This window comes from Vibrio sp. Vb0937 (genome assembly GCF_033338855.1).
The window spans coordinates 262,684-289,015 of sequence record NZ_JAWOTK010000004.1 but is presented as its reverse complement, the minus strand read 5'-3'; the positions used below and the strand labels follow the sequence as shown (position 1 = coordinate 289,015).

The following is a 26,332-nucleotide window of genomic DNA, read 5'->3' as shown; positions in this document are numbered from 1 at the left end:
ATAGAAAACAGGAAATTAAACTCCTGTTTTCTAGTGCTTATCTTCACAGCTGAATACGTGTTATGCCTTTGGCTTAAACTTTTTTGTCATCCCTTGGCTTTTAGGAGCCACCAGCCTATAACCAAGCTTTTCGTAAAAGACCGGTTCATCAGCAATCATAGAAACGTAAGAGCCTTCAAGTGCAACAGAAGAAAGATAACCGTCGATGTATTCCATGACTTTTCTACCTAAACCGTTACCTTGATAATCAGAATCAACGGCAACGTCGACAATTTCGAAGTTACACGCCCCGTCACCAACAACCCGACCCATTGCAATGAGCTTTCCTTCATCCCGAACAGATACGCCATATAACGAATTGGGTAGGCCAATTTCAGCAGCTTTCAACGATTTAGGTGATAGCCCGGCTTTTATACGCATATCACAGTATTCTTTCGGGCTTGGCACATGCTCTTCATATCTTATTGTCATTATGTACTACTCCTTTGTATCACCTTGGAGCTTACATAACTAAACTGTATAAATAAACAGTTATACGTTGGAAAGATGTTCCCATTAAGCACACAAAGTATCGGGTCTAGAAAAGAACCCGCCGACAACTCTGACGCCATAATAGATATAAGTTGCTCTGAAGCTAGACATTCCTTTTTCTAAACATGTTTCTCCCAACAACGTATCCGCATGCTTTCGAGCACTTTGAGGCAACACCTCTTCCCTCATGAGTTGGTAAAGAGCATCATGCACTAAAGAAGCTTTCATAATGTTTTTTGTGTCTAACGCTGGCCCACTCGCTCCATCCCATGCATAGCCCTTTTTAATCGTTAACACGCCTTGTTTGGACAAACTAAGAAAAGGGCTGTCATACGCCTGACTCACTGAAATGTGAGTCTCAATCTTTTCTTCAGAATGGAGAGTGTATTTATACTTCTGACGCTTTTTGTATTTCATCAGAGACCTCGCGTTTACTTATTCTTATTTATCACGCACAGCTGAATATTTATCCAGAAACCCTACAAGATCGGCTCTTGTTATTATGGCGTACTACCTATTACAAAGCCCAAATCAATATGAATAGAACTCCATGCAATCAATAAAGCCAGAACCCCTGACTTTATTGATCAAAATTCAACCAGAAACCCTTATTCTGAAGGAAGTCTACTCAATTTTTTATGGATATCTTCTACAAAATTGGCTTGTTCACTTGGAGAAACCTCTAGAACATAATGAAAAAACGGACTTGTATGCTCAGTAATTTTATACTCTTCACTTAACAGCTTAATTACTTGTTCATGATTAAATCGTGCGGAGACTAAGCCACTCTCGGTTTCTTGAGTTATAACTATATAGTGAGCGGTTGGAAAAACCGTAAACCTTCCTTCGACAGGAAACCAGGGAGCAAAAGAAATAATCTCGTCATCAATTATGTATGCTTGAGGTTTACTGACATAAGTGTAAGGGTACTTTTCATCTAAATAGGGTCTTGCTGTATCAAACAAGCCATCATAATAAGTTGGTATTTCTACTTTTTGGATTTTACTTAAGGGATCGAAAGTGAAGGTATCAAGTGATTTTAAATTATTACTTCCCGAATCTGGATTATTAACACCATTATCAATAGAAGAACAACCTACAATTATCACTGCACAAAAAAAAGCTAAAATTTTATTCATTATTTCTTTTATCTTTAATTGATTGTTTTGAAAGTTAGTCACATTAAAAATGCAACCAATTTAGAAAGTAAAAATGATATATTATTTATATAAAATCCCAAACATATATTTGAATACAGTAAACTTAAATATTCATAATTTATCCATTTTTCTTCTTCCAACTTGGTAACTTGATAAAAAAACGGAGCCGATTGGCTCCGTTTCTCGCTTTATGTGTTACTACTATTTCTTTGGTACTTCTAATTGCATCTCTGGCATGGCATCGCGCTTCGCTTTAATTTTGCGCCAGACTATCCATGCAATGATCACAATCAGCAGCATTATCAAATTACCCACCGCGATAATAATCATGCTGCGCTTACGCTCAGCCTCTCGCTCAGCGATAATTTGCTTTTCCATTTCAATACGGCGCTGTTCGGCTAATTCAGCTTCTTTTGCAATTCGAGCAGCTTCTAGATCAACTTCATCAACAACACTGAAGGTTTGCTCTGGGATAGGAAACACCAACGAGCGCTGGGTTGCAAAATCAGTGGCAAAGATCTCGCCGCGCCATGCGTACTTACCAAGCTCAGCATCGTTATTGAGGTTCAACGTAACTCTCATTCCATCTTTAGAGACCTGTCCTTGGCTGTAACTAATGAAACCATCGGGTGCGTCCTTTTTCACTGTGACTGCTATAGAGCCTGGTGCAATCATACCTTGCTCGCCACTCACCACTAATTGGTGTGGCTTATCGGAATTACGAGCCTGAATAAAAGTACGAGAGATTGGGTTCGGATAAACCAAGATGACTTGTTCTTGCGCTCGTAAGAATACGCCATTGCCAGACGTGATGCGCGCGCGGTACTTACCAGGCTCAACGTCTATCGGGAGCTGAACCGTAAACACACCATCCCCTGCTTTTTCATCCAAGCCGCGGCCGTCATCAGAAAACTCACCCACAACCATCGGCACTGGACGAGCTTCTTTGATCAGCTCATCTTCATTTTCGACAAACTTGGTAAATGTCACGCGCAGATTCACGCGATCAAGGAAGTCGCGCAATACAAGAGGTTTGCCGTCGGAGGTCAGGCGAGCTGTAAACTTAAGCGCTTCCCCATTATATAATCGGTTTGGGAACAGATCCGTACTGAGCTTTAGGTGAGAAATTAAGCGGATGTTATTTTTAGGCGTAACTTTCCCCACAGCCTGCCATGGACCTGGCATAGGGTTATCAACGGAAATAATATCGAGAGAGGCTTCTTGATACCAACGTACATTGTCGTAAGAGCCCCAAGCATAGTATTTTTTACCGTCAGGACGGACTAAAACAACTGGCTGAGAACTTTGCTCACGATAAACCAAAAACGTGATCTGCTCGATGGTTGGATCAACTCGAAAGCGATTGTCTAACAAAGACATTGTAGATTCACTCGCAGCACTCGAGAGACTACTCCATATCGCTAAAAACGCGACCAACAAAGCCCTCAACATAGCTTCTCCTATTGATGCCAAATACAGTCGTTCACCAACTCTAATCTTTTTTGGTGAGCTTCTAGTTCATCGGCACTTGCGCGCAAAACCTTTAGCGCTTTTCTTCCTTCAATACGACGAATGGTTTCTACTCCACCCTCTTGTTTATTCGCGTTAAATTCTAGACTCGTTTGACCACCCGTCATAAAGAGGTAAACGTCGGCTAGAATCTCCGCATCGAGCAAAGCTCCGTGGAGAGTACGGTGCGAGTTATCAATACCGTAACGTTCACATAAGATATCAAGGTTGTTTCGCTTACCAGGGAAGATTTTCTTCGCCATAGCAAGGGTGTCGGTCACCTTGCAGTAGTCGTCCGTTTTGCCGATGTTAGGATCGAGCATGCCAAACTCGTAATCCATAAAGCCGGTATCGAAGGGCGCGTTGTGGGCAACAAGTTCTGCGCCTTTAATAAACTCAAGAAACTCTTGGTGCACGCTCGCGTATTCCGGTTTATCAACCAAGAATTCATCCGTAATACCGTGAACTTCCACCGCTTCTGGTTGGATTTCACGATCGGGTTTTAAATAAACGTGGAAGTGACGACCAGTCAGCTTACGGTTGATGATCTCCACGGCACCGATTTCAATAATGCGGTGTCCCATGTAGTGAGGACCACCCTCTCGGTTCATACCTGTGGTTTCGGTATCGAGAACGACAATGCGGTTATATTCAGAATTGCTGCTGGTATTCATAAGGTTATGTATGTCAGACTATGCTTTATTAAATGTTTCGGCTAATAGTACCAAAAAATATGACCAAACACGTTGAGATTTTCACTGACGGTTCTTGTTTAGGTAACCCAGGACCAGGTGGTTACGGCATAGTATTGCGTTACAAAGACGTAGAAAAGACACTTTCCAAAGGCTATACGTTAACTACCAACAACCGCATGGAAATGTTGGCGGCTGTCGTCGCGCTGCAGACGTTAAAACAACCTTGCAAAGTCACTTTAACGACTGACAGCCAATATGTGCGCCAAGGTATTACTCAGTGGATCCATAACTGGAAGAAGCGTGGTTGGAAAACAGCGGATAAAAAACCCGTGAAGAATGCCGATTTATGGCAAGCTCTAGACAAAGAAACCGCACGCCACCAAGTTGAATGGCATTGGGTAAAAGGCCACGCAGGCCATCGTGAGAACGAAATGTGTGATGAGCTAGCCCGGACTGCTGCAGAAAACCCAACTGAGGAAGATACAGGTTACCAACCCTCTTAGCGAGATTCTTTCCTCATAGTGTTACCCTCTCGATTCATCACCCCAAGTGGTGTGAGCTTTTTCTTCAAGCGCCAATGCGGTTTGATAGGCTTGAGAGGGTATGTCCGTTTCCGCGCGACTATGTAATACAAACTCCCAGCGGGTGATGCCCAATCACCAAGACTATTTTCCAACCATGTCCACATCGTACGGTAACGTTTCATCGGAAACAGCGCATAACGATCACAATGAATCACTTGATAATTAAGTAACCCTAACCAATCTTTGATGCGGTTCGACGTAAACATTCGTCCACTCCAAGGCAAATTATGTTTACGCCATGGAAGCAAACTCGCTAATCCAGTCAAGCTTAATGGGTTGAATCCAGTAATAATTACATAGCCATCATCCATCATCACTCTATCGACTTCACGCAACAAACGGTGTGGATCGCTTGCATAGTCGAGCTGATGAGCGAGTATCACAACATCAAAGCTTTTTTCCAAAAAGGGTAATTCGTAACCATCTGCAATCACATTATGCAACGGGTTCTGGATATCTACGTTGACTTGGTGTTGAATGTTACAATTACAGCTGGTTAGCTCACAGCTCAACCCGCCCAGTTTGAGCATATGGTAGCCGAAGAGTTTCGGGCACCATTCATCAAGTCGGGTCTGGATTGACTCAAGCACCCACGGACCGTTGTTCATTGCTGACCAAGTCGACGGGTGTGGTATAGTTTTGTTGCTGAGTGCTGGTTTCATTAACCACCTGACTAAAATTGGTGACGGAGAACGAATCGTGTTAGAGATCAAAAGCATACCCGCATTTAATGATAATTACATCTGGCTGATACAAAATAGCGATAAGCGCTGCGCAGTCGTTGATCCGGGCGATGCGAAGCCAGTATTAGAATTTCTGCAGGCTAACGAATTAACTTTAGAAGCGATTTTAATTACGCACCACCACAACGATCACATTGGTGGCGTTCCAGACTTAGTGCGTGCATTTCCTAACGTCGCCGTTGTGGGCCCAAAATCAGAGCCAATTCCAACCCTAACGACACCAATGGAAGAAGGCGACAAGCTAGAGTTGTTTGGTGAGATTTTCTTAGTACTTGGGTTACCCGGTCATACTTTGGGCCATATCGGTTACGTTGGGGACGGAAAACTGTTTTGCGGTGATGTGCTCTTTTCTGCTGGCTGCGGTCGTATTTTTGAAGGTACGCCTGAGCAAATGTTTGAATCACTGAGCAAACTAACGTCTCTACCAGAAGAAACTCAAGTCTTCTGCGCACATGAATACACGGCGAGTAACGTGGCGTTTGCTCTAGCGGTTGAACCTGACAATGAGCAACTTCGCCAATATCGCGACGATGTAAACCGACTGCGAGCACTCAACATTCCGACACTTCCAACAACAATACGCAAAGAAAAGTGGATTAATCCGTTCTTGCGAACCTCTAACCCTGACGTGGTTCAATCTGTTGCTAGTCGCATTAAAAATAGCGATCCATGCTCGGTTTTTACTGCTTTACGCGAGTGGAAGAACGAATTTTAACCATTTTCTGCTTGTAAGTTTGCAAGACCCCAGTATTATCAGGGACTGATTTTTCGAGAAGCGCCACTGGCGCTTCTCTTACGTTTGGGGTTGATATAAATCTATTTGAATTTCTCCCCATTGCATAATTAGAAGCTCTTTGCCTCTATAAATTAGTTAGTGTTTAAAAGATGTCTATTATCTTGCGACTGCCACGCACATTACGTTGCGCGACAGGCAGGTGAAGATAAACAGGCCCTAAATAGGCTGAATCCATGCGTTTGAAGTATACTTGGGCGTTGGCGTTGTTATTATCTGGCTGTCAATTGACTCAGTCAGATTCAACGTCTTCTACACCAGAAACCAATAAATCTGAGCAGACTGCAAAGCAAAATGCAGTAAAAGCTCAACCGGGCAATAAATCGTCACTAGCAAAAAAATCCGCTAACGACGCGCCTAAAGTTCTCTCCCCCCAAGAACAAGAAGATGTGTGGCAACGTATCGCCATGCAGCTGGACATGGATATCCCAAACCACAAGAAAGTGGACTACTACCGTACGTGGTATTTAAAGCACCCAAATCACCTTTACACGGTATCTAAGCGTGCTACCCCTTTTCTATACATGATCACAAAACGTATCGAAGAGCGCGGACTCCCAATGGAGCTTGCATTACTTCCTGTAGTGGAAAGTTCATTCGATGCCTTTGCCTACTCACATGGTAGCGCGGCTGGGTTGTGGCAATTTGTCCCTGGCACCGGAAAAATGATGGGACTAGAGCAAAACTACTGGTATGACGGTCGCAGAGATGTGGCAGCAGCAACGGATGCAGCGCTGGACTACCTAGTACAACTAAACGAGCGTTTTGATGGTAACTGGGAGCATGCAATTGCTGCTTACAACAGTGGTGGTGGCCGTGTTTCTAGCGCAATTCGTAAAAATAAAAAGCTCGGTAAACCTATCGATTTCTTCTCATTAGACTTACCAAAAGAGACCAGTAGTTACGTTCCTAAGCTATTGGCCTTGGCTGACGTTATCGCAAACCAAGACAAGTACGGACTTAATATTCCTGCAATTCCAAACAAGCCTGTTCTAACGCTTGTTGATCCAGAAGAGCAGTTAGATCTGGCTATTGCCGCAGATTATGCCGGCATTGGCGTAAAAGAGTTGCAGAGTTACAACCCTGCATACAACCAGTGGTCGACAGCGCCTGAGGGGCCGCACCAACTTTTGATTCCCGTAGAGAAAAAAGAGACTTTTCTCACCAAGGTGGAGAAAAATCGCGGTAAAGGGATGAAGGTCGCTCGCTACAAGGTGAAATCTGGTGACTCTTTAAGCGTGCTAGCTAATAAATACGGCACAACCACGAAAGTCATTCGACGTGCCAACGGCCTATCGAATAACAACATTCGTATTGGTCAATACCTATTGATTCCGACATCAACAAAAGACGATGCAAAATATGCATTAACGGCACAAAACCGATTAAACAAGACTCAATCTCGTGCTCGTGGTCAACTCAAGCTCACCCATGTCGTTCAGTCTGGAGAAAGTTTGTGGTCAATCGCACGTAACAATAAAGTGTCGTATAAATCGTTAGCTAAATGGAATGGTATGGGCCCTAAAGATCCATTGCGTGTGGGTCAAAAGCTAGTGATTTGGAAGGACTCAGACAAAGGTTCTGTGATCCGTACCGTTTTCTACAACGTTCGCTCTGGCGACACCATTAGCGGCATTGCAAGCAAGTTCAAAGTAAAAACGAACGACATCGTGAAATGGAACTCGCTACACAAGAAAAAATACTTACAACCAGGTCAAAAGCTTAAGTTGTACGTTGACGTAACGAAGGTAAGTGTATGAACCCATCAAGCAATCCACTTGTGATGCTGTTGGACATTTTTCGTTCTCCAACATCTTGTTTTCTTGCGCTTTATCAACGCGGTGGATGGGGATGGCAACCGTTCATCTTCCTGATGCTTAGTCCGTTTTTATTCTGGGGTGCTTACTTTTCGAATGTCGATTTCACGTGGCTCAGTGACCAACTTGCTGCGCAATTTCAGCAAATCGACCCGAAGCAGATTGAGCTATTAGAACCAAACACGCTAATGGCAAGCGCGATCATCAATGATGTATTCAACCGCTTTGCCACCTTACTATTGCTCGCGCTTTGGTTCTTTCTTGCAACAAAGGCAAGCAAACAACAATACGGTTACTGGAAATGGTTTGCCGCATCGTGTGCTATCTTATTCCCAGCAGTATTGGGCGATGTAGCAAGCTACGCGAGCTTGCTACTCAAGCATGGTCAGGTAATGACTTACGCTGCCGATTTAAATAGCCTCAATGGTCTATTAAAGCTGCCTCTTACTAACGAATGGTCTCATTTCGCTAGCTCGTTACCTTTGCTTCTGCCTTGGTACATTGTGCTCGGCTACGGCGTTGTACTGACGTGGACGGAGTTTGAACGTGGCCAAGCTTTGGTGATAGCAAGCCTGCCATGGGTATTCTTCTACGTTATTTGGGCACTTTATATTGTGGTAACCTAAGCTAGTTATTTAACGTAAATGACAATAACAATGGGTTATGATCGGAAGCGTCGCTCTGCGGCGCTTTTGCGTACTTAAGCGTCAGACCTCGGTAAAACACATGGTCCAGTGGTAACCCTGTTATAAATTGGACTCGATGATCCGGCAAGAACGTCACCTCTTGTAAGTCCGCAGCCTTTAAGGCCTGCCTCATCGCATTAACGCGAGATTCACTCCAGCTATTGAAGTCTCCAGCAAATAGAATTGGCCCCACATGATGCTTTAAAAGCATTTCAAGCGCCGTTAACTGCGATACATACTCTTTTGTACCTACGGTGAAGTTAATCGCATGTACATTCACCACTGCGAGTTTCTCGCCATTACTCAAGTGATACTGGCTATATAATGCAGACTTAGGTAAGCGAAGCCACGGCTCTTTAGAGGTGTAAGCGCAGGCTTTTTCTGGTTGCCCTTGAGCAATACTAATTACACCGGCACCGCTACCCAGCGCCTTAAAAGCACTCACTTGATTACTAACCCAGCGACCATCCACCAACCACTGTTTAAATGATGGTGTCATGCTGGCTTCTTGCAATAACAGTAACTGCTTATCAGCAGAAAACTCATCGAGTGCACGTTGCCAATTAGCCCGGTTCTGTTTGTAGATATTCCAGACAAGCACATTGATTTTGCCGTCATGATCGAGAGCTTTTGAATCGCTAAATTCGATGCACCTGATATCTTGTGTCAGCTCGGTACCTGTTTGAGTAATAATTTGCGGCTGATCTGGTACGGTGAAAATAACCTGGAAGCCAACCAATACCGCCATTACGAGAAAAGCTAACGCCAGAAAAAAACGCTTAAACATACGACAAACCTGAATGTAGGCACCCGAAATCTAGAACAACAAATCTCGGGTTAAATGATTTCACTAATAAGCAAACAACAAAAAAGGAGCCACTTGGCTCCCTTTTAGCATAATAAATACGAAACAGGTGACAAGAAACCTTAGATCGCGTCTTCGTCTTCTTCACCAGTACGAATACGAACCACACGCTCAATATCAGTGACGAATATTTTACCATCACCAATCTTACCAGTTTGCGCGGTTTCAATGATTGTCTCTACACATTTATCAGCCACATCTTCCGTTACAACGATTTCGAGCTTCACTTTAGGTAGAAAGTCCACCATGTACTCTGCACCACGGTAAAGCTCGGTGTGACCTTTTTGGCGACCAAAGCCTTTCACTTCAGAGACGGTCATCCCTGTAATGCCAACTTCAGCTAGCGCTTCTCGAACATCATCCAGTTTAAATGGCTTGATAATCGCTTCAATTTTTTTCATGTTCATCCCTTAAGCTTCAATCGATTGCGCTTATTATCGTTTAGCGTTTCGCAACATTCAATGTTTGTCTCTGATCCACCAGCGAAAATCCAGATTGAGCAAATTAACATAGCGAATATCGTGAGTTGATAAAACCCCAGTGAGGACTGCTCAATGCCCAATCGTCCAAGCTTTTTCAGACTCACGTTTACTTCAAACTTGCGTAGTAAGCCGCTAGGTTAGCGATATCTTCATCAGACAACAATGAAGCTTGAGCTTGCATCACAGCAGCAAGCCCACCTGTTCGCTCTTTATTTTTATAAGCTTTAATTGAACTGATAATATATTGCTCATTTTGCCCTTTCAGATTTGGGTAACCCGGAATGACAGCAATACCATCAGCGCCATGACACGCCGCGCATACTCCCGACTTTGCTTGACCTGCTGCAGCATCTCCCGCAGCTAGAGCTTGCCCACTGAACATGGTTAACGCCACCATTGCACCCATGATTGTTTTCTTCATTGCTTCACCTAATCAATTATTATTTAAGGATTTTTATATTTTATAATCGACATTGTGGCATGAATTTTCATTACCTGCGCCAAATAAGTTCACAATCTTGACCATTAAACGCCTGATCAACGAACAGATCTGCCACAGCAACGACTCGGTCTTGATACATCAAAATCGGAATTTGACGACGCAGCCAGCTTGGCACATTGTATTCTTGGAACAACTTCTTCAGTTTTCGACTGTGATTACGCGTGGTTGGATGCGCTGATAAGCCTTCCGGATTAAAGGTCACGCGAAGCAATTCTGGCTGACTCGGAAGCGCAATCGTTGCGTTGCTAGAACTCGTCGTTAAGGTCAGCTCCCCTAGCCGCTCTGGAAGCGATAAAACGGTATCGACTTGAATCGTACTTTGCCACTCAGTGACTTCAGCGATTTCCGTTACCCAATAGAGACGATTTCGAAAACGGCGCACTTCACCTTGTTTAAGTTGTAGTTTGGGGTTGGCATCTTGCTGAGCTAATGCGACTTCATTCCAGATAAGATTGAGTTGTACCTGAGTCGGCATACTAGTATTAAGCTTAGCCAGCCACATACGAATCAAGCGCGCACGCGCTAATCCACTGTGCTTAGCCAGTTCTTCAATACTCAAACTTAGATCCGTTTGTAAAGCGCGTTCAAACACCGCGCTCAATAGTTCATCCAATAGCGCTTCTTGTTGAGCACATAAACTTGCACTGCGCTGAACCGCTTGATGGATACTCGGCCAGCGACCAGACAATTCAGGAATAACACAATGACGAAGAAAGTTACGATCATAACGGGTATCTTGATTGCTTTCGTCTTCCACCCACTCCAAGCCTAATTTAGTAGCGGCGTCTTCGATGGTCTTCCGCTTGATAGTAAGCAATGGTCGAACTAGAGATCCGCAAGAAAACGGCATACTCTCCGCCATCGAAGATAACCCTTTAGGCCCGCTGCCGCGCTTAAGCGCAAGGAGAAAAGTCTCTATTTGATCGTCGGCATGTTGACCAGTCAACAGTATATCGCCTTCTTGAATGTACTTAGTTAAGGCTTGGTAGCGAGCTTCACGAGCAAGAAGTTCAATACTTTCACCATTGCTGATGTCTAAGCTCACTCGCTCGATCGAGCACGATATCCCCACTTGTTGTGCCCAAAGTAAGCATTTATCGGCCCAATTATCGGCATTCGAGCTTAAACCATGGTGCACATACACAGCGTGACACTCTATCGAATGCGCTTGTTGGTAGCGACTGAGTAATTCGAGTAAAAGACGTGAATCCACTCCTCCGCTAAACGCCAAGACAACCTTAGTGCCTAATTGATAGTAGCGGCCGAGAACTTGAGCAAAATGCAGGTAAAGCGATTCCATAAACGATCCGATAGATGCAAAAAAGGGCTAGACTCTCATCCAACCCTTTCTATTTTAACTGTTATCAATTGAGATATCAGCTAACGCTTAACAGCAATCACCGAAATTAACAGTAACCGTAGCTCATTAGGCGCTGGTAACGACGTTCACGTAGCGTCTCTTCATCCAGTTGTTCTAGATCTTCTAGCTGACGAAGTAGTGTCGCTTTCATATTCGCTGCCATTTGAACATGATCGCGATGAGCGCCGCCTAGTGGCTCTTCAATGATTTCGTCGATCAGTTCAAGCTCTTTAAGACGCGGAGCAGTTAGACCCATTGCCTCTGCCGCTTGTGGCGCTTTGTCTGAATCACGCCATAAGATTGAAGCACAACCCTCAGGAGAAATTACTGAGTACGTAGAGTACTGAAGCATGTTCACATAGTCGCCCACACCGATTGCTAGTGCACCACCAGAACCGCCTTCACCAACAACGTTACAGATTACTGGCACTTTAAGACCAGACATCACTTTTAGGTTCTTCGCGATCGCTTCAGATTGACCACGCTCTTCTGCGCCCACACCTGGATACGCGCCAGCCGTGTCGATAAATGTGATGATCGGCATGTTGAAACGCTCAGCCATTTCCATCAAACGTAGCGCTTTACGGTAACCTTCTGGTTTTGGCATACCAAAGTTACGTTTCACTTTCTCTTTGGTTTCACGACCTTTTTGATGACCGATGATCATCACTGGACGGCCTTCAAGTCGAGCCATGCCACCCACAATCGCTTTGTCGTCTGCAAACGCGCGGTCACCCGCTAATTCATCAAACTCCTCAAAAGCGTGTTGGATGTAATCCAGCGTGTAAGGACGTAGTGGGTGACGAGCCAGTTGAGCTGTTTCCCATGCGCCTAGGTCGCTGAAGGTTTTTTTCTTCAGCTCTAAGCTTTTCTTCTCAAGCTGTTCGATTTCTTTATCCAGGTCAATCGCAGAATCACCACCGTGACGAGAGACATCACGTAGTGCTTCAATTTTCGCTTCTAGTTCTGCAATTGGCTTTTCAAATTCAAGAAAGTTTAGGCTCATCTATGAATCCTTGTTTACTCAGCGTCTAACATATTGCGCTGAATTTTTAGTTAAATTCGAGTTCTACCTGGCTTTTGCCAAGTAACTGTTTTAAATCGTCGAGTAATGTATCACTTGGCGTTACTCGCCACTCGGTGCCCAATGTTAACCGCGCTCTGGCGTCGGCACGCTGGTAGTATACATTGACGGGTACGGTTCCGGCTTTGTGCGGTTCTAAAATACGGCTGAACTGCTCAAAAAACTGATCGTTGATCTGAGTTGCATCTATCGATACCGACAAACCACGAGCGTATTTCTCGCGCGCACTGCCGAGATCCATAACTTCACGCGCCGACATTTTAAGGCCACCGTTGAAGTCATCAAAGCTGACCTGTCCAGAAACGACCAAAATTCTGTCTTTTTCGAGAAGTTCAGCGTATCGATCCAGTGCATCTGAGAACAACATCACTTCCATGCGACCACTTCGGTCATCCAGTGTCATAATGCCAATTCGTGTACCACGCTTAGTCGTCATTACACGAGCTGCAATAACCAGACCTGCCACCGTGACAGATTGGTCGCGGCGAGTGGGCGTTGCGTCTTTTAGTCGACAACTGGTGTATTTGTTTAGTTCCTTTACGTAGGCGTTAATTGGGTGCCCTGTCAAATATAGGCCTAGGGTATCACGCTCGCCCTCTAACCACACTTTTTCTGGCCAAGGCGGAACCTGCGTATACTTATGCTCTACTTCTTCAGGCGCATCCGTTAGCACACCAAACATATCCGTTTGACCAAACGCCTCAGCTTGGTGATGTTGACTTGCTGCTTTTACCGCATCATTGAGTGACGCCATCATCGCCGCGCGGTGTGGGCCTAGTCGATCCAACGCGCCCGCGTAAATCAGCTTCTCTATCACTCGTTTATTGACACGTTTTAGATCAACTCGAGCACAGAAATCAAATAGGTCTTTAAAGTGACCACCTTTATGTCTCGCCTCAAGAATCGCATCGATAGGGCCCTCACCAACCCCTTTTATCGCACCAATACCGTAAACAATTGCGCCATTTTCATCAACATTAAAGCGATATAGGCCAGAGTTGATGTCTGGTGGCAGCACGGTAAGCTTCATACGGAAACACTCATCGACCAAGCCAACGACTTTTTCCGTGTTATCCATATCGGCTGTCATTACCGCAGCCATAAATTCGGCAGGATAATGTGTTTTCAGCCAAAGAGTTTGATAAGAAACCAATGCATAAGCAGCAGAGTGCGATTTGTTAAAACCATAACCGGCGAACTTTTCTACCAAGTCGAAGATTTTCATCGCCAACTCGCCATCGATACCGTTCTTTATCGCACCTTCTTCAAAGATAGCACGTTGTTTTGCCATCTCTTCTGGCTTTTTCTTACCCATTGCACGACGAAGCATGTCCGCACCACCTAGCGTATAACCCGCTAAGATCTGCGCAATCTGCATTACCTGCTCTTGGTACAGGATGATGCCGTAGGTTGGATCAAGCGTCTCTTTTAGCGACTCGTGTTGCCACTTTTCATCTGGATAAGAGATCGCCTCTCGGCCATGTTTACGGTCGATAAAGTTATCTACCATGCCCGATTGCAAAGGACCCGGACGGAAGAGTGCTACCAATGCGATAATGTCTTCGAAACAGTCTGGCTGAAGTCGTTTGATCAGCTCTTTCATGCCTCGAGATTCAAGCTGGAATACTGCTGTCGTTTCAGAGTTTTGCAACAAACGGAAAGAGGCAGGGTCTTCTAACGGTATGGATTCAATTTGAACCGGTTCTTTCCCTTCTCGCTCTAGGCGTGGGTTAATCAGTCCTAACGCCCAGTCAATAATGGTTAAGGTACGTAAACCCAAGAAGTCAAACTTAACTAGGCCAGCGGTCTCAACATCATTTTTATCAAATTGAGTAACCGGAAAGTGACCTTCAGCGTCTGCATAAATTGGCGCAAAATCGGTAATTGTTGTAGGTGAAATTACAACACCACCAGCGTGTTTACCGGCGTTTCGCGTACAGCCTTCCAAAATATGACACATGTCGATGAGTTCTTTAACTTCCTCATCGGCCTCATACAATTCAGGTAGTGCAGGTTCAGCTTTAAACGCTTTATCTAGCGTCATACCTGGATCGGGCGGGATCAGCTTTGAAATACGATCAACAAAACCAAATGGGTGGCCCAATACGCGGCCAACGTCACGGATTACCGCTTTTGCCGCCATGGTACCAAACGTGATGATCTGAGACACCGCGTCACGACCGTACATTTCCGCAACGTGGTCAATAACCTGGTCACGTTTATCCATACAGAAATCGACGTCGAAATCGGGCATCGAAACACGTTCTGGGTTCAAGAAACGTTCGAACAGCAAGTCGTATTCTAGTGGATCCAGATCGGTGATTTTTAGTGCGTAAGCCACCAAAGAACCAGCACCGGAACCACGTCCAGGACCGACAGGAATTCCATTATCTTTTGACCACTGGATGAACTCCATTACGATCAAGAAGTAACCAGGAAATCCCATTTGGTTGATAACATCTAGCTCTATCTGAAGACGTTCATCATATTCAGGGCGGCGACGTTTTCTCTCTTCCTCATCTGGAAATAGGAACTCTAAACGCTCTTCCAACCCCTCTCGGGATTTCATGACTAGGAACTCAGTCTCTTTCATCCCTTCGGTTGGGAAAGCTGGTAGGAAGTACTCCCCTAAGCGCACAGTCACGTTACAACGCTTCGCTATCTCGACACTGTTTTCTAACGCTTCAGGAATATCAGCAAACAGCTCGCACATTTCTTCTTCTGTACGAAGATATTGCTGCGGACTGTAGTTTTTTGGCCTACGCGGATCTTCTAATGTGTAACCATCGTGAATCGCTACGCGTATTTCATGAGCATCAAATAGGTCTGGACTCAGGAATACAACTTCATTGGTCGCCACTACTGGCAAGTCTTGCTGCTCTGCCAATTCAACCGCAAAGTGAAGATAAGTTTCTTCATCTGGACGACCGGTACGAAGTAGCTCAAGATAAAAGCGATCTGGAAAATGCTGTTTATAGAAATCAACACACCCTTGCACTATTTGACGGTTGCCTTTCAAAAGGCCGCGACCAATTTCTCCGCTTTTACCGCCGGATAATACAATCAGGCCTTCAGACATTTCAGCCAACCAGGCTTTGTCAATCACTGGGTGGTGTTGAACATGTCCACGTAAGTACGCTTTTGATATCAATAACGTCAGGTTCTTATAACCTACATTATCCGCCGCAAGCAAAGTCACTTGTGTCAGCTCTTCACCAAACTCGTCCGACTGCATTTTAAAGTCAGCACCAATGATCGGTTTAACACCACTGCCATGCGCCGTACCGTAAAACTTCACCAAACCACATAGGTTGGTAAAGTCGGTCAACGCCATTGCGGGCATACCGAGCTCAGCAACTTTCTTTACGATTGGCGGAACTTTGTTGAGGCCATCCACCATCGAGAAGTCACTATGAACACGCAGGTGGATGAATTTGGGATCTGACATTAACAGGTACCGTGTAACTCTATTTTGTTGGGGATTCTAACCTAAAGAGGTTGGGTTTATAACACCAATTAGATCGTTTGATTATTCTATGCTTAACGCTTTTTTTACTGGCTTGAAACTCTTGCGGTGTTCACTGATCACTCCGTGTTGCTCAATCGCTTCAAAGTGCGCTTTAGTTGGGTAACCTTTGTGCTTCGCGAAGCCAAATTGTGGATGAAGTTTATCCAACTCTTCCATCTCTTGGTCACGCACGACTTTGGCAATAATGGAAGCCGCACTGATTTCGGCAACACGTAGATCGCCTTTTACTACAGCTTGAGCATCCATTGGCAGCTCCGGACAACGGTTACCATCAATCAACACCAAATCAGGTTGAACCTGTAACCCCGCCACTGCACGCTGCATCGCAACCATAGTCGCCTGTAAAATATTCAGTTGATCAATTTCTTCAGGAGAACAACGCCCGACCGCCCACGCCAATGCTTTTTCTTTGATTTCAGGAAGCAACGCCATGCGTTTCTTTTCGGTCAATTTTTTCGAATCGTTCAACCCTTCAATAGGATTGTGAGGATCAAGGATAACCGCAGCGGTGACGACGTCTCCCACCAAAGGGCCACGTCCGACCTCGTCGACTCCGGCCACAAGCTGATAACCTTGCGGATATTCAAACGGAGGGAGTTCAACTTTGGTTTTGGTCGCTTTTGGTTTAACAGCCATGATAAATCTCTATTTCTCAATCAGTTTTAGAACTGCGTTTGCGGCTTGTTGGTCCGCATCTTTACGAATCCAATGATGCATTTCCGTAAATTTATCTAACATCGGTTTATTGTCGCTTTCCAATAAGCGAGAAACCTCAGTAAACAAATTGTCTGGTGTGCACTCATCTTGTAGATATTCTTTGACGAGCTCATCATCCGCCAAGATATTCGGCAATGACACATACTTCGTTTTCAATAGACGTTTAGCTAAGAAAGCAGTAAATGCATTCACACGATAACCCACCACCATTGGACGCTTGAGAAGCATACACTCCAACGCTACGGTACCGGAGGCCAACATCACGGCATCGGATGCGGTGATAACGTTGCGTGCGGTGTCATCAACTAACTTGAAGTCCAACTCTGGCGCTAGCTCTTTCCATGCTTGTTCAAACTGCTCACGGCGTTTTTGATTAACAAGCGCGACAACAAACCCCAGTTCTGGAAATTTTTTATGGAGTAACTTGCAGGTTTCAATAAATGGCTCTGAGAGCATTTTTAACTCGCTACCACGACTGCCTGGCAGGACAGCAAGCCACTTTTTATCTTGTTCTAAACCAAGCAACTCACGTGCAGGCGCTTGTTCTGATTCTAGTGGGATGGCATCAGCCAAGGTATGACCAATGAACTCGCAAGGTACATTAAATTTGTCGTAGAACGCTTTCTCAAACGGAAGAAATGCTAGCACCAAGTTCGTTGCCGCTTCTATTTTAAAGATGCGCTTCTGACGCCAAGCCCAAACAGACGGACTCACGTAATGAACGGTTTTAATGCCCGCTTGCTTGAGGTCAAGCTCCAGGCGTAAGTTGAAGTCAGGAGCATCGATCCCGATGAAAACATCAGGCGGATTCTGAGTAAAATACTGAACGAGCTCAGCTTTCACTTTAAGAAGTCTCGGTAAGCGGCCTAAAACCTCGACTAATCCCATCACCGCAAGCTCTTCCATATCAAACAGAGACTCGCAACCTTGGGCTATCATTTTCGGACCACCAATGCCTACGAACTCTGCGTCTGGATATTGCTGCTTTACTGCTTTGATAAAGCCTTCACCTAGCGTATCGCCAGACAATTCTCCGGCAATGATGCCAATACGTAATGGTCTTTCCATATCTACTTCGCTATTTTTCCTGTGCGCTATGGATAACGGTTTGCCTTATCCATAAAACACAAAAAGATCGTAACCTCAAATTCGGTCACGATCTTTTTATTTATTGGTTCATTCGCCAATTAACGAATAATGCCACGTTCCGTCGTTTCCAGAATATCTGAGAAACGCTTCACTGCTGGCCACTCTTGAGCCATTTCAGCTAGAATAGGCTTCACTTCTTCTAGCGTCTTACCTGAACGGTAGATTTCTTTATACGCTTTTTGTAGCGCACGAATCTCTGGTTTCTCAAAGCCATTACGCTTCAAGCCAACAAGGTTCAAGCCGAAAGGTGTGGCGTGGTTACCTTGCGCGAGTACGTAAGCTGGGACATCTTGCACCACTGCTGAACAGCCGCCAATGTACGCGTAAGCGCCCACTGTACAAAACGGATGAATCGCAGACAGTGCCATCACACCGGCATAATCATCAACAGTAACGTGACCACCAAGAATCGAGTTATTACCGATATGAGTGTGGTTACCAATAACAACATCATGCGCAACGTGTGCATTCACACACAATAAGTTGTCATCACCAATGATCGTGGTTGCTTTGTCTTGCACTGTGCCGCGGTGAACTTGGACCGCTTCACGAATGACGTTACGATCACCGATAACCACAGTTGTGTCTTCACCACCGTATTTTTTGTCTTGGTTTTCTTCACCAATGACAGCATGTGGGAAAATACGGTTATCTTTGCCAATAGTTGTGTGACCTTTGATCACAACGTGAGACATCACTTCTGTGCCTTCACCAATTTCAACCGTAGAGGTGATGTACGTAAAAGGACCTACTGTTACGTTAGCACCAATTTTGGCGCCCTCTTCTACCACCGCTGCCGGGTGGATTTTAGCGGTTTCATGAATCATATTAAAACTCTCGACGAGCACACTTCAGTTCTGCAGAACATACCACTTCGCCGTCAACTTTTGCTACACCGCTAAATGCAGCAATGCCGCGACGTTCTTTCAGAAATTCTACCTCAATAACCAATTGGTCGCCCGGAACCACTGGTTTACGGAATTTCGCGCCGTCTACGCTTGCAAAGTAGTACAGTTCATTTTCTGTTGGTGCACCAAATGATTTAAATGCAAGTAAGCCTGTTGCCTGAGCCATTGCTTCTAAAATCAAAACACCTGGGAATACTGGTAGTTGAGGAAAGTGACCTGTGAACTGAGGTTCGTTAACCGACACGTTTTTAATCGCGTGAAGGTACTTCTCTTCTTGGAAGTCTATCACTCGGTCGATCAATAAGAATGGGTAGCGATGAGGTAGTAGCTCTTGAATTTCAGAGATGTTCATCGTTTTCTTTTCAGTAGTCAAAGTCGTCTTCCTATATCAATTTTTTGCCGCCAAGATGGCAAACGTGGCAACAGGTCGTAAAGCCGAATCGCTTTGCAATATACTAGCAAAATACGCACCATCTTGGAGTTAAATCTACTTAGAGCGCGTCATTATAGAAGAAAAAGACCCGCATTTCGCGAGTCTTCTTACAGAATATGGAACTAGAACTTGTTAGCTTTCACGTTAAATACAGAGCGAAAGATAACTTGTTCTAAATTTCTTCTTTCTGTTCCAGCTGTTTTTCAACCGCTTTCAGGCGCTTATTCATCTCATCAATACGGTGAACTCGAGTTGCAGTTTTACGCCACTCTCTGTTCGTTTGTAGTGGAATACCTGATGAGTAAAGGCCTTTTTCTTCGATACTGCGCATTACCATGCCCATACCTGTAATCGCCACACCATCTGCGATAGTGATATGGCCATTCAGAACAGACGCGCCGCCAATCTGGCAGTACTTACCAATTTTTGTACTGCCCGCGACAATAGTACCACCAGGCATCACGGTACCATATCCGATCTGCACGTTGTGCGCGATTTGAAGTTGGTTATCCAGAATGACATTGTCTTCAATGATAGTATCTTCGAGTGCACCGCGGTCAATCGTAGTACAAGCACCAATCTCAACGCGGTTACCGATACGCACTGAACCAAGCTGAGGAATTTTAATCCACTCGCCTTTGTCATTCGCATAACCGAAGCCATCAGAGCCAATAACGGTGCCCGATTGAACAAGACAGTCATCACCCAATGACACTTCATGATAGATAGTGACATTAGCCCAAAGCTTGGTGTTATTCCCTAGCTTGGCGTTCTTACCGATAAAACAACCAGCGCCAACGCTTACGTTGTCGCCGAGTTCCACGCCCGTTTCAATCACGGCGTTAGCGCCGATTGTAACGTTCTCACCCATCTTAGCGTCAGCGGCAATCACAGCACTTGGTGCAATATCGTTTGCCGGCTTTGGTGTGGTATCCATCGCTTGAACCACACGAGCAAATGCGACATAAGGGTCTGAAACCACTAACGCATTTCCAACGCATTGATCTTTATGCTCAGCCTTTACCATAACAACGGTAGCTTGGCACTCAGAAAGGTGTTTTGCGTATTTTGGGTTAGACAAGAAGGTTACGTCACCTTCTTGTGCTTTATCCATTGGAGCAACACGGCTTACAACGAAAGACTCGTCACCAAACAGCTCACCCCCGGTAATTGTCGCCAATTCGGCTAATGTTAATGTCTTCATAACTTCTTATTTTAGAGCTTTAATTACGTCTTCAGAGATATTGTATTCTGGCTTGCCGTACTGCAAAGCCGAGATATCAATCACAAGATCGTAACCATTTTTGTCTGCGACTTTCTTAACTGCATCTTGAATCGTTTTGAAAAGCTTCGCTTTTTCTTCAGCTTCACGACGCGCACTTGCTTTTTCAAGTGCTTGTGCTTTCACTTTGTACTCGCTGTCGAGCTTCGCGATATCGATACGTAGCTTTTCAACTTCGTCTTGACCCAAAAGCTCGCCGTCACGTTGTAGCTTCTCAATCTTTGTTTTAGCTTGTGCTTGGATTGACTTCAGTTCATCAGCTTTGCTTTTGAAGTCTTTCTGCATTTTTTGTAGTACAACTTCACGTTGAGGAAGAGCTTGAAAAACTTGAGCTGTATTTACGTAAGCAATTTTCTGTGCAGCTTCTGCCGCATTTGCAAACATTGAAGAGCTCAGTACAAGAAGGCCAATCCCAGCCGCTTTGATCATTTTATTCAAAATATTTTCCTCTTTAGAAAGTTCTACCGATAGTGAATGTGAAGAACTCTTCATCATCGCCATCAAATTTCTTAATTGGTTTCGCTAGTGAGAATACTAGTGGCCCCATTGGAGACATCCACTGCAACGCCGCACCGTAAGAAGAGCGGTAGTTGGTTGGATCTGAGTAATCGTAGTAGTAACGGTCACCATATTCCGCACCTGAATCGCGGTAGTCAAACTCCGTATCCCAAACACTTGCCATATCAAAGAAGATACTGGTACGAATTTGGTTTTGTACTTCTTCTGATGCAAATGGTGTTGGGACAATCAACTCAACACTTGCTAGCGCTACGGCGTTACCACCAACAGAGTCATCTGTTGCTGTATCTGCGCCATTGTTTGAACCAGATGTATCACGGTAAACCGCTTTAGGACCAACAGAGTTTGAGCCAAAGCCACGAAGCGATGTAAAGCCACCTGCGTAGTAGTTTTCGTAGAATGGGAACAAGTTATCGTTGCCATCCGTTTGACCGTAACCATTACCGTAACCTAAGCGGCCACGGAACAAGAGGGTAAACTCATGCTTTTTAGTCAATGGCACATACTGACGAACATCGTACTGCATTTTGAAGTATTGAACGTCAGAGCCAGGTACGGTCATTTTATAGAATGCACGCTGATGGTTACCTGCCGTAGGGAAGTAGCCACGGTTTAAGTTATTACGTGTCCAAGAGATATTGAAGTCGAAGTCGTTTGTGTTCAACGCTCCACTAGAATCAATGTTGTCTGCTTGTGCTCGTAAGAACTGCTCTACCTGCAAGTAAGGCGATAAGTTACCGATCTTGTTGTGCGTATAACCGACACCGAATTCAAAACGGTTCAACTCATCGAATGGGAAGCCCCACGTTAAGCTCGCGCCATAGCTTTCGTTGGTATAGTCAACGATATTGGCTTCTTTCGCTTCAAATTCGTTATAGAAAACCTTACCACCCAAGCTTACACCGTCTAAGTTCCAGTACGGATCACGGTAATCAAGACTGATGTTTTTCTGGTAGTCATTCATCATCGCGTTGATACCAACACGGTTACCGCTACCAATAAAGTTATCTTGTTGCAGGCCAACCTGGAAGCTCACACCCGATTCTGTACCGTAGCCAACACCGAAGTTAACGCTACCAGAGTTCGCTTCTTTGACAGAGTAAACTAGGTCAACTTGATCATCACTACCAGGAACTCGAACCGTCTGTACTTCAACATTTTCAAAGTAGCCCAAACGATTTAGACGAGTTTTACCCGTTTCAATCGATTTCGAGTTCAACCAACTGCCTTCCATCTGACGCATTTCACGACGAAGGACTTCATCTTTGGTTGAGTTATTACCCGTGAAGCGAATATCACGAACATAAATTCGGTTACCCGGGTCTACGTTAACGACCAAAGAAACTTCTTGATTCTCGTCGTCAAACTCTGGAATGGTATTCACTTGAGGATAAGCATAACCGGACTCACCAAGCACACGCTTAATCCCTTCTTCCATTGAAGTCACCAACGAGCCGTTGTATGTCTCATTGTCTTCAAATGGCACAAGTCTTTCGAACGTCGCTTCCTCACCAATCAAATCACCACGGAACTTCACGTCCTTAACGGTGTAAACCTCGCCCTCTTCTAGACCAAGAGTAATGTATACCCCTTTCTTGTCAGGAGAGATTGCAACTTGTGTCGAATCAACGTTAAATTTTAAGTAACCACGATCCAGGTAGAATGATTTGAGTGCTTCAATATCACCTGCAAGAACTTGCTTTTGATACTTTTCATCAGAAAGGAAATTCCACCACGGCACATCAACATTTAAGTTAAAGCGCGAAAGCAGTTCTTCATCACTGAACACTTCATTACCGATAAAGTTGATTTGCTGAATTTTTGCCGACACACCTTCAGTAAAGACAAACTTAAGATCAGAACGATTACGTGGTAGTGGAGTCACCACCGCTTTTACTGTTGCGTTGTATTTACCTACGCTGTAGTAAAAGTCTTCTAAGCCTTTTTCAATGTTGCTTAGCGTGGTGCGGTCAAGCGCTTCACCTTCACGAACGCCAGACGCGTTCAGGTTTTCTTGTAGCTGCTCGTCCTTGATTGCTTTGTTACCTGAAAAAGAGATGCTTGCAATGGTAGGACGCTCTTTGACTTGAACCATCAGAACACCACCGTCACGCAACACTTTCACATCTTCAAAGTTACCAGATGCATACAGGGCGCGGATAATTTCTGCAACATCGCCTTGGCCAATGGTATCACCGACACGTACAGGCATTTTCAACAATGCAGCACCCAGTGCTACACGCTGCAATCCATCGATTTCAATATCTTGAACTACGAAGTTCTCTGCTCCATTTGCAGATACACTGGTCGCCAGTAAACTTGCAAATAGAATTCGCTTAATCGCCATACTTGTTCTAATTATTCCTTGCTACTGCTTTTGTCTCTGAACTATCACAGACGAGTAAAATCATTAAATAGCGCTAACGCCATGAGCGAAAAGATGATCGCACCACCAATTCTAAAGCCCATTTCCTGCACTTTCTCAGGAACAGGACGTCGAATGACTGCTTCAATTGCAAAAAACAACAAATGACCGCCATCCAACATTGGTAAAGGAACGAGATTAATAATACCTAGGTTAACACTAATTAGAGCGAGAAAACCTAAAAAGTAGACCAAACCATAATCTGCTGTCGCGCCTGCGCCTTTGGCTATTGATATTGGTCCACTCAGATTATTCAGACCAACGTCTCCAACAATCAGCTTCTTAAGCATGCTGATTGTCAAACCAATGACTTGGCCAGTTTTGTCTACTGCTTTACCTATTGACTCGAATACACCAAACTGAAGATCGAAGCGATAACTTTCTGGCCATTCTGCGACTTTAGGTGCAATACCTGCAAAACCAACGACTTCTTTGTTAGCTAGCTCACGGCTACCGGGCGTCAGCGTCAATGTTTGCTCATAACCCTGACGCAACACCGTCAATTCAAGCGGTGTATCAGGATTAGAACGAACCGCTTCAACCACTTGCTTCCATTCGGTTACGCGTTGTTGACCAATTGCGACAACCTCATCACCTGGAAGCACACCGGCTTTTTCCGCCGCTCCACCTTGCGAGACCTGCTCGATAACTCGATACACCTCCGGTGTATACGGAGCAAAACCTAACGACTGCATCGCTGACTGAGTTTCTGGGTCGAACTTCCACTCACGTAAATCGAGCGTTTTCGTTACTTCTGAACCAACTTCATTCGCTGACGTTAGTGTTACCGTCATCAAATCATCGCCAATATGAGAAATCAATCCCATATTTACTGATTCCCAATCCGGAGTTTTGATACCAGATATCGATTTAAGTTCCATTCCAGATTCAATTCCAGCTTCCGCAACAATCGAATTGGGCGTAACTTCACCAATTACAGGCTTAACAGCCGGGATACCAATTAGAAATACCAGCCAATAGGCAAAAATTGCGAAAAGAAAATTAAAGATGGGGCCAGCCGCAACAATAGAGGTTCGCTTCCATAACGGCTTCTTATCAAACGCTAGGTGCTTCTCATGTTCTGGCACCTCATCGACACGGCTATCAACCATTTTCACATAGCCGCCGAGAGGGATCATTGAGATGCTGTACTCCGTTCCGTCTTTGCCTACTTTACTCCAAATAGACTTGCCGAAACCGATTGAAAACTTTTCAACTTTAACGCCGCAACGGCGAGCAACCCAAAAATGCCCAAATTCGTGCACGGCAACAAGAATGCCCAGTGCGACGATAAAAGAAATGAGATTCCACAATATACCAGTCATCAGCTACGCTCGCGTATGGTTTCTAGGGCAATAGTTCGTGCCATTCTATCTAGCTCGAGCAAGCTTTCCAAGCTATTCGCATTCTCAGCTTTGCAGCTTGCGTTGATTTTATTCAACACAGACTCATTGATGCGAGCAATATCGGTAAAACCTAGTCTGTTATTTAAAAATGCATCAACAGCGACTTCATTAGCTGCATTCAATGCTGTTGTTGCGTGTTGACCTTCATAACAGGCATCAATTGCGAGCTTTAAACATGGGTAACGAGCAAAATCAGGCTGCAAAAACGTCAGCTCACCAACTTTCGTGAAGTCTAGCGGCTTAACCCCAGCTTCCACTCTTGACGGGTATGACATGGTGAGCGCAATTGGCGTCGCCATATCCGCTTCTCCCATTTGTGCCAAGACCGAACCATCACGATACTGAACCATAGAATGAATTACCGATTGAGGATGAATAACCACCTTCAGTTGTTCGCGAGCAGCATTAAATAGCCACTTAGCTTCGATATACTCAAGGCCTTTATTCATCATCGTGGCAGAATCAACAGAAATTTTTGGCCCCATCGACCAGTTTGGATGAGCAATCGCCTGCGCGGGTGTCACCTGCTCCAGTTCTGCGATGTCAGTGTAACGGAAAGGACCACCAGATCCAGTCAACAAAATATGAGAAATGCCATGTTCTTGTAAATTGCAACGACCTAGATTGGTTTGTACTTGCTGTGGTAAACATTGGAAAATGGCGTTGTGTTCACTGTCGACGGGAAGTAGCTCTGCGCCAAATTCTTCTACAGCATCAATAAATAGCTGGCCTGACATTACAAGTGCTTCTTTATTTGCCAACAAGACTCGCTTACCTGCTTTCACGGCAGCCATGGTAGGCAATAAGCCAGCGGCTCCTACAATAGCAGCCATTACACTGTCGACCTCGTCCAGCGAAGCTATATGACATAGCGCATCAGTACCACCTAGCACTTCGGTACCTGGCGAAACCGAGTGTAGCTCAGCTTGAAGTTGAGACGCCGCAGCTTTATCTGCCATGACCGCATATTTAGGTTGCCACTGACGACATAGACCGATCATCTTTTCAACGTTAGTGCTTGCCGCTAAGGCAACGACAGAAAACAGATCTGGGTTTTGTTCGACCACTTTAAGCGTGCTTGCACCAATTGATCCAGTAGCACCAAGAATCGTTAACTTTTGCATGTTGTAAGACCGTTAGAAAGCTCAGGAGC

Annotated in this window: 25 protein-coding genes; 4 read left to right on the top strand and 21 right to left on the bottom strand. The window is 44.8% G+C overall.

Translation table 11 applies throughout. The features are described from left to right. Positions 1-60: 60 nt before the first annotated feature. The 5 genes from R7P67_RS09625 to dnaQ all read right to left on the bottom strand — a co-directional run bounded on the left by R7P67_RS09625 (position 61) and on the right by dnaQ (position 3,874). Positions 61-471 carry a GNAT family N-acetyltransferase gene (locus R7P67_RS09625; protein WP_005391824.1) on the bottom strand — a complete coding sequence of 137 codons (411 nt, stop codon included), beginning with the start codon at positions 469-471 and terminating at the stop codon, positions 61-63. Positions 472-555: 84 nt separating this feature from the next. Further along, positions 556-948 (bottom strand): DUF1353 domain-containing protein, encoded by a 393-nt coding sequence (locus tag R7P67_RS09620; protein WP_262653491.1) that lies wholly within the window; start codon positions 946-948, stop codon positions 556-558. Between the two features lie 191 nt (positions 949-1,139). Beyond that, positions 1,140-1,712 carry a hypothetical protein gene (locus R7P67_RS09615; protein ID WP_137282305.1) on the bottom strand — a complete coding sequence of 191 codons (573 nt, stop codon included), beginning with the start codon at positions 1,710-1,712 and terminating at the stop codon, positions 1,140-1,142. A gap of 180 nt (positions 1,713-1,892) precedes the next feature. Continuing rightward, positions 1,893-3,143, bottom strand: coding sequence for a TIGR03503 family protein (locus tag R7P67_RS09610; RefSeq protein WP_031779044.1), 1,251 nt, complete (start codon positions 3,141-3,143; stop codon positions 1,893-1,895). An 8-nt stretch (positions 3,144-3,151) separates the two neighbouring features. Further along, positions 3,152-3,874, bottom strand: a complete 723-nt coding sequence (gene dnaQ / locus R7P67_RS09605) for a DNA polymerase III subunit epsilon (RefSeq protein WP_005380385.1) — start codon at positions 3,872-3,874, stop codon at positions 3,152-3,154. A gap of 59 nt (positions 3,875-3,933) precedes the next feature. On the opposite strand from dnaQ, the gene rnhA reads away from it, so the two are divergent. Further along, on the top strand, positions 3,934-4,398 hold the full coding sequence (rnhA, locus tag R7P67_RS09600) for a ribonuclease HI (RefSeq protein WP_005380384.1): 465 nt from the start codon (positions 3,934-3,936) through the stop codon (positions 4,396-4,398). Here rnhA and R7P67_RS09595 read toward each other — a convergent pair. Next, the gene (locus R7P67_RS09595; protein ID WP_017636046.1) at positions 4,395-5,141 is read right to left on the bottom strand and encodes a class I SAM-dependent methyltransferase; all 747 of its coding nucleotides are present in this window, start codon (positions 5,139-5,141) and stop codon (positions 4,395-4,397) included. The two genes, rnhA and R7P67_RS09595, sit on opposite strands and share 4 nt — an antisense overlap. Positions 5,142-5,178: 37 nt before the next feature. Between R7P67_RS09595 and gloB the strand changes: the two genes are divergently transcribed. The 3 genes from gloB (at position 5,179) to R7P67_RS09580 (ending at position 8,458) form a co-directional block, all read left to right on the top strand. Then, complete coding sequence (gene gloB, locus R7P67_RS09590) at positions 5,179-5,937, top strand: hydroxyacylglutathione hydrolase (RefSeq protein ID WP_005380380.1); 759 nt, start codon at positions 5,179-5,181, stop codon at positions 5,935-5,937. Between the two features lie 254 nt (positions 5,938-6,191). Next, positions 6,192-7,775 carry a LysM peptidoglycan-binding domain-containing protein gene (locus R7P67_RS09585; protein ID WP_262653494.1) on the top strand — a complete coding sequence of 528 codons (1,584 nt, stop codon included), beginning with the start codon at positions 6,192-6,194 and terminating at the stop codon, positions 7,773-7,775. Continuing rightward, positions 7,772-8,458 (top strand): YIP1 family protein, encoded by a 687-nt coding sequence (locus R7P67_RS09580; RefSeq protein ID WP_005380375.1) that lies wholly within the window; start codon positions 7,772-7,774, stop codon positions 8,456-8,458. Before R7P67_RS09585 ends, R7P67_RS09580 begins: the two co-directional genes overlap by 4 nt. A 1-nt stretch (position 8,459) precedes the next feature. Here R7P67_RS09580 and R7P67_RS09575 read toward each other — a convergent pair whose 3' ends face one another. The 15 genes from R7P67_RS09575 to ispC all read right to left on the bottom strand — a co-directional run bounded on the left by R7P67_RS09575 (position 8,460) and on the right by ispC (position 26,303). After that, positions 8,460-9,305 carry an endonuclease/exonuclease/phosphatase family protein gene (locus R7P67_RS09575; RefSeq protein ID WP_025768251.1) on the bottom strand — a complete coding sequence of 282 codons (846 nt, stop codon included), beginning with the start codon at positions 9,303-9,305 and terminating at the stop codon, positions 8,460-8,462. Positions 9,306-9,445: 140 nt separating this feature from the next. Then, a complete protein-coding gene (gene glnB, locus R7P67_RS09570) occupies positions 9,446-9,784 on the bottom strand; it encodes a nitrogen regulatory protein P-II (RefSeq protein WP_005380372.1) in 339 nt (112 codons plus the stop codon). Positions 9,785-9,971: 187 nt separating this feature from the next. Then, positions 9,972-10,286 carry a c-type cytochrome gene (locus tag R7P67_RS09565; protein ID WP_017636043.1) on the bottom strand — a complete coding sequence of 105 codons (315 nt, stop codon included), beginning with the start codon at positions 10,284-10,286 and terminating at the stop codon, positions 9,972-9,974. 70 nt (positions 10,287-10,356) lie between these two features. Further along, on the bottom strand, positions 10,357-11,667 hold the full coding sequence (gene tilS, locus R7P67_RS09560; RefSeq protein ID WP_213901515.1) for a tRNA lysidine(34) synthetase TilS: 1,311 nt from the start codon (positions 11,665-11,667) through the stop codon (positions 10,357-10,359). Positions 11,668-11,773: 106 nt separating this feature from the next. Continuing rightward, on the bottom strand, positions 11,774-12,733 hold the full coding sequence (accA, locus tag R7P67_RS09555; RefSeq protein WP_005380365.1) for an acetyl-CoA carboxylase carboxyl transferase subunit alpha: 960 nt from the start codon (positions 12,731-12,733) through the stop codon (positions 11,774-11,776). 46 nt (positions 12,734-12,779) lie between these two features. Further along, positions 12,780-16,259: a DNA polymerase III subunit alpha gene (gene dnaE, locus R7P67_RS09550; protein WP_134647184.1), complete on the bottom strand. Its 3,480-nt coding sequence runs from the start codon at positions 16,257-16,259 to the stop codon at positions 12,780-12,782. 81 nt (positions 16,260-16,340) lie between these two features. Continuing rightward, a complete protein-coding gene (gene rnhB, locus R7P67_RS09545; protein ID WP_025768249.1) occupies positions 16,341-16,976 on the bottom strand; it encodes a ribonuclease HII in 636 nt (211 codons plus the stop codon). 9 nt (positions 16,977-16,985) lie between these two features. Further along, positions 16,986-18,125 carry a lipid-A-disaccharide synthase gene (gene lpxB, locus R7P67_RS09540; RefSeq protein WP_017636041.1) on the bottom strand — a complete coding sequence of 380 codons (1,140 nt, stop codon included), beginning with the start codon at positions 18,123-18,125 and terminating at the stop codon, positions 16,986-16,988. A gap of 119 nt (positions 18,126-18,244) precedes the next feature. Further along, positions 18,245-19,033, bottom strand: a complete 789-nt coding sequence (gene lpxA / locus R7P67_RS09535; RefSeq protein ID WP_005380357.1) for an acyl-ACP--UDP-N-acetylglucosamine O-acyltransferase — start codon at positions 19,031-19,033, stop codon at positions 18,245-18,247. Position 19,034: 1 nt separating this feature from the next. Then, on the bottom strand, positions 19,035-19,487 hold the full coding sequence (fabZ, locus tag R7P67_RS09530) for a 3-hydroxyacyl-ACP dehydratase FabZ (RefSeq protein ID WP_005380349.1): 453 nt from the start codon (positions 19,485-19,487) through the stop codon (positions 19,035-19,037). A 232-nt stretch (positions 19,488-19,719) separates the two neighbouring features. Further along, positions 19,720-20,751 carry a UDP-3-O-(3-hydroxymyristoyl)glucosamine N-acyltransferase gene (gene lpxD, locus R7P67_RS09525; RefSeq protein ID WP_262653497.1) on the bottom strand — a complete coding sequence of 344 codons (1,032 nt, stop codon included), beginning with the start codon at positions 20,749-20,751 and terminating at the stop codon, positions 19,720-19,722. A gap of 6 nt (positions 20,752-20,757) precedes the next feature. Further along, complete coding sequence (locus R7P67_RS09520) at positions 20,758-21,267, bottom strand: OmpH family outer membrane protein (protein WP_005391804.1); 510 nt, start codon at positions 21,265-21,267, stop codon at positions 20,758-20,760. Between the two features lie 13 nt (positions 21,268-21,280). Further along, entirely contained in the window at positions 21,281-23,695 is a 2,415-nt protein-coding gene (gene bamA / locus R7P67_RS09515) for an outer membrane protein assembly factor BamA (protein ID WP_005391802.1), read from the bottom strand. 44 nt (positions 23,696-23,739) lie between these two features. Beyond that, positions 23,740-25,098 (bottom strand): sigma E protease regulator RseP, encoded by a 1,359-nt coding sequence (gene rseP / locus R7P67_RS09510; protein ID WP_005380334.1) that lies wholly within the window; start codon positions 25,096-25,098, stop codon positions 23,740-23,742. Continuing rightward, positions 25,098-26,303 carry a 1-deoxy-D-xylulose-5-phosphate reductoisomerase gene (gene ispC / locus R7P67_RS09505; protein WP_005391796.1) on the bottom strand — a complete coding sequence of 402 codons (1,206 nt, stop codon included), beginning with the start codon at positions 26,301-26,303 and terminating at the stop codon, positions 25,098-25,100. The genes rseP and ispC overlap by 1 nt, the downstream gene beginning before the upstream one ends. Positions 26,304-26,332 lie beyond the last annotated feature (29 nt).

Coding starts and splice junctions, on each gene's coding strand:
- R7P67_RS09625 (WP_005391824.1), bottom strand. CDS start 471: ATGACAATAAGATATGAAGAGCATGTGCCAAGCCCGAAAGAATACTGT.
- R7P67_RS09620 (WP_262653491.1), bottom strand. CDS start 948: ATGAAATACAAAAAGCGTCAGAAGTATAAATACACTCTCCATTCTGAA.
- R7P67_RS09610 (WP_031779044.1), bottom strand. CDS start 3,143: ATGTTGAGGGCTTTGTTGGTCGCGTTTTTAGCGATATGGAGTAGTCTC.
- dnaQ (WP_005380385.1), bottom strand. CDS start 3,874: ATGAATACCAGCAGCAATTCTGAATATAACCGCATTGTCGTTCTCGAT.
- rnhA (WP_005380384.1), top strand. CDS start 3,934: ATGACCAAACACGTTGAGATTTTCACTGACGGTTCTTGTTTAGGTAAC.
- R7P67_RS09595 (WP_017636046.1), bottom strand. CDS start 5,141: ATGAAACCAGCACTCAGCAACAAAACTATACCACACCCGTCGACTTGG.
- R7P67_RS09585 (WP_262653494.1), top strand. CDS start 6,192: ATGCGTTTGAAGTATACTTGGGCGTTGGCGTTGTTATTATCTGGCTGT.
- R7P67_RS09580 (WP_005380375.1), top strand. CDS start 7,772: ATGAACCCATCAAGCAATCCACTTGTGATGCTGTTGGACATTTTTCGT.
- R7P67_RS09575 (WP_025768251.1), bottom strand. CDS start 9,305: ATGTTTAAGCGTTTTTTTCTGGCGTTAGCTTTTCTCGTAATGGCGGTA.
- glnB (WP_005380372.1), bottom strand. CDS start 9,784: ATGAAAAAAATTGAAGCGATTATCAAGCCATTTAAACTGGATGATGTT.
- R7P67_RS09565 (WP_017636043.1), bottom strand. CDS start 10,286: ATGAAGAAAACAATCATGGGTGCAATGGTGGCGTTAACCATGTTCAGT.
- tilS (WP_213901515.1), bottom strand. CDS start 11,667: ATGGAATCGCTTTACCTGCATTTTGCTCAAGTTCTCGGCCGCTACTAT.
- accA (WP_005380365.1), bottom strand. CDS start 12,733: ATGAGCCTAAACTTTCTTGAATTTGAAAAGCCAATTGCAGAACTAGAA.
- dnaE (WP_134647184.1), bottom strand. CDS start 16,259: ATGTCAGATCCCAAATTCATCCACCTGCGTGTTCATAGTGACTTCTCG.
- rnhB (WP_025768249.1), bottom strand. CDS start 16,976: ATGGCTGTTAAACCAAAAGCGACCAAAACCAAAGTTGAACTCCCTCCG.
- lpxB (WP_017636041.1), bottom strand. CDS start 18,125: ATGGAAAGACCATTACGTATTGGCATCATTGCCGGAGAATTGTCTGGC.
- lpxA (WP_005380357.1), bottom strand. CDS start 19,033: ATGATTCATGAAACCGCTAAAATCCACCCGGCAGCGGTGGTAGAAGAG.
- lpxD (WP_262653497.1), bottom strand. CDS start 20,751: ATGAAGACATTAACATTAGCCGAATTGGCGACAATTACCGGGGGTGAG.
- bamA (WP_005391802.1), bottom strand. CDS start 23,695: ATGGCGATTAAGCGAATTCTATTTGCAAGTTTACTGGCGACCAGTGTA.
- rseP (WP_005380334.1), bottom strand. CDS start 25,098: ATGACTGGTATATTGTGGAATCTCATTTCTTTTATCGTCGCACTGGGC.
- ispC (WP_005391796.1), bottom strand. CDS start 26,303: ATGCAAAAGTTAACGATTCTTGGTGCTACTGGATCAATTGGTGCAAGC.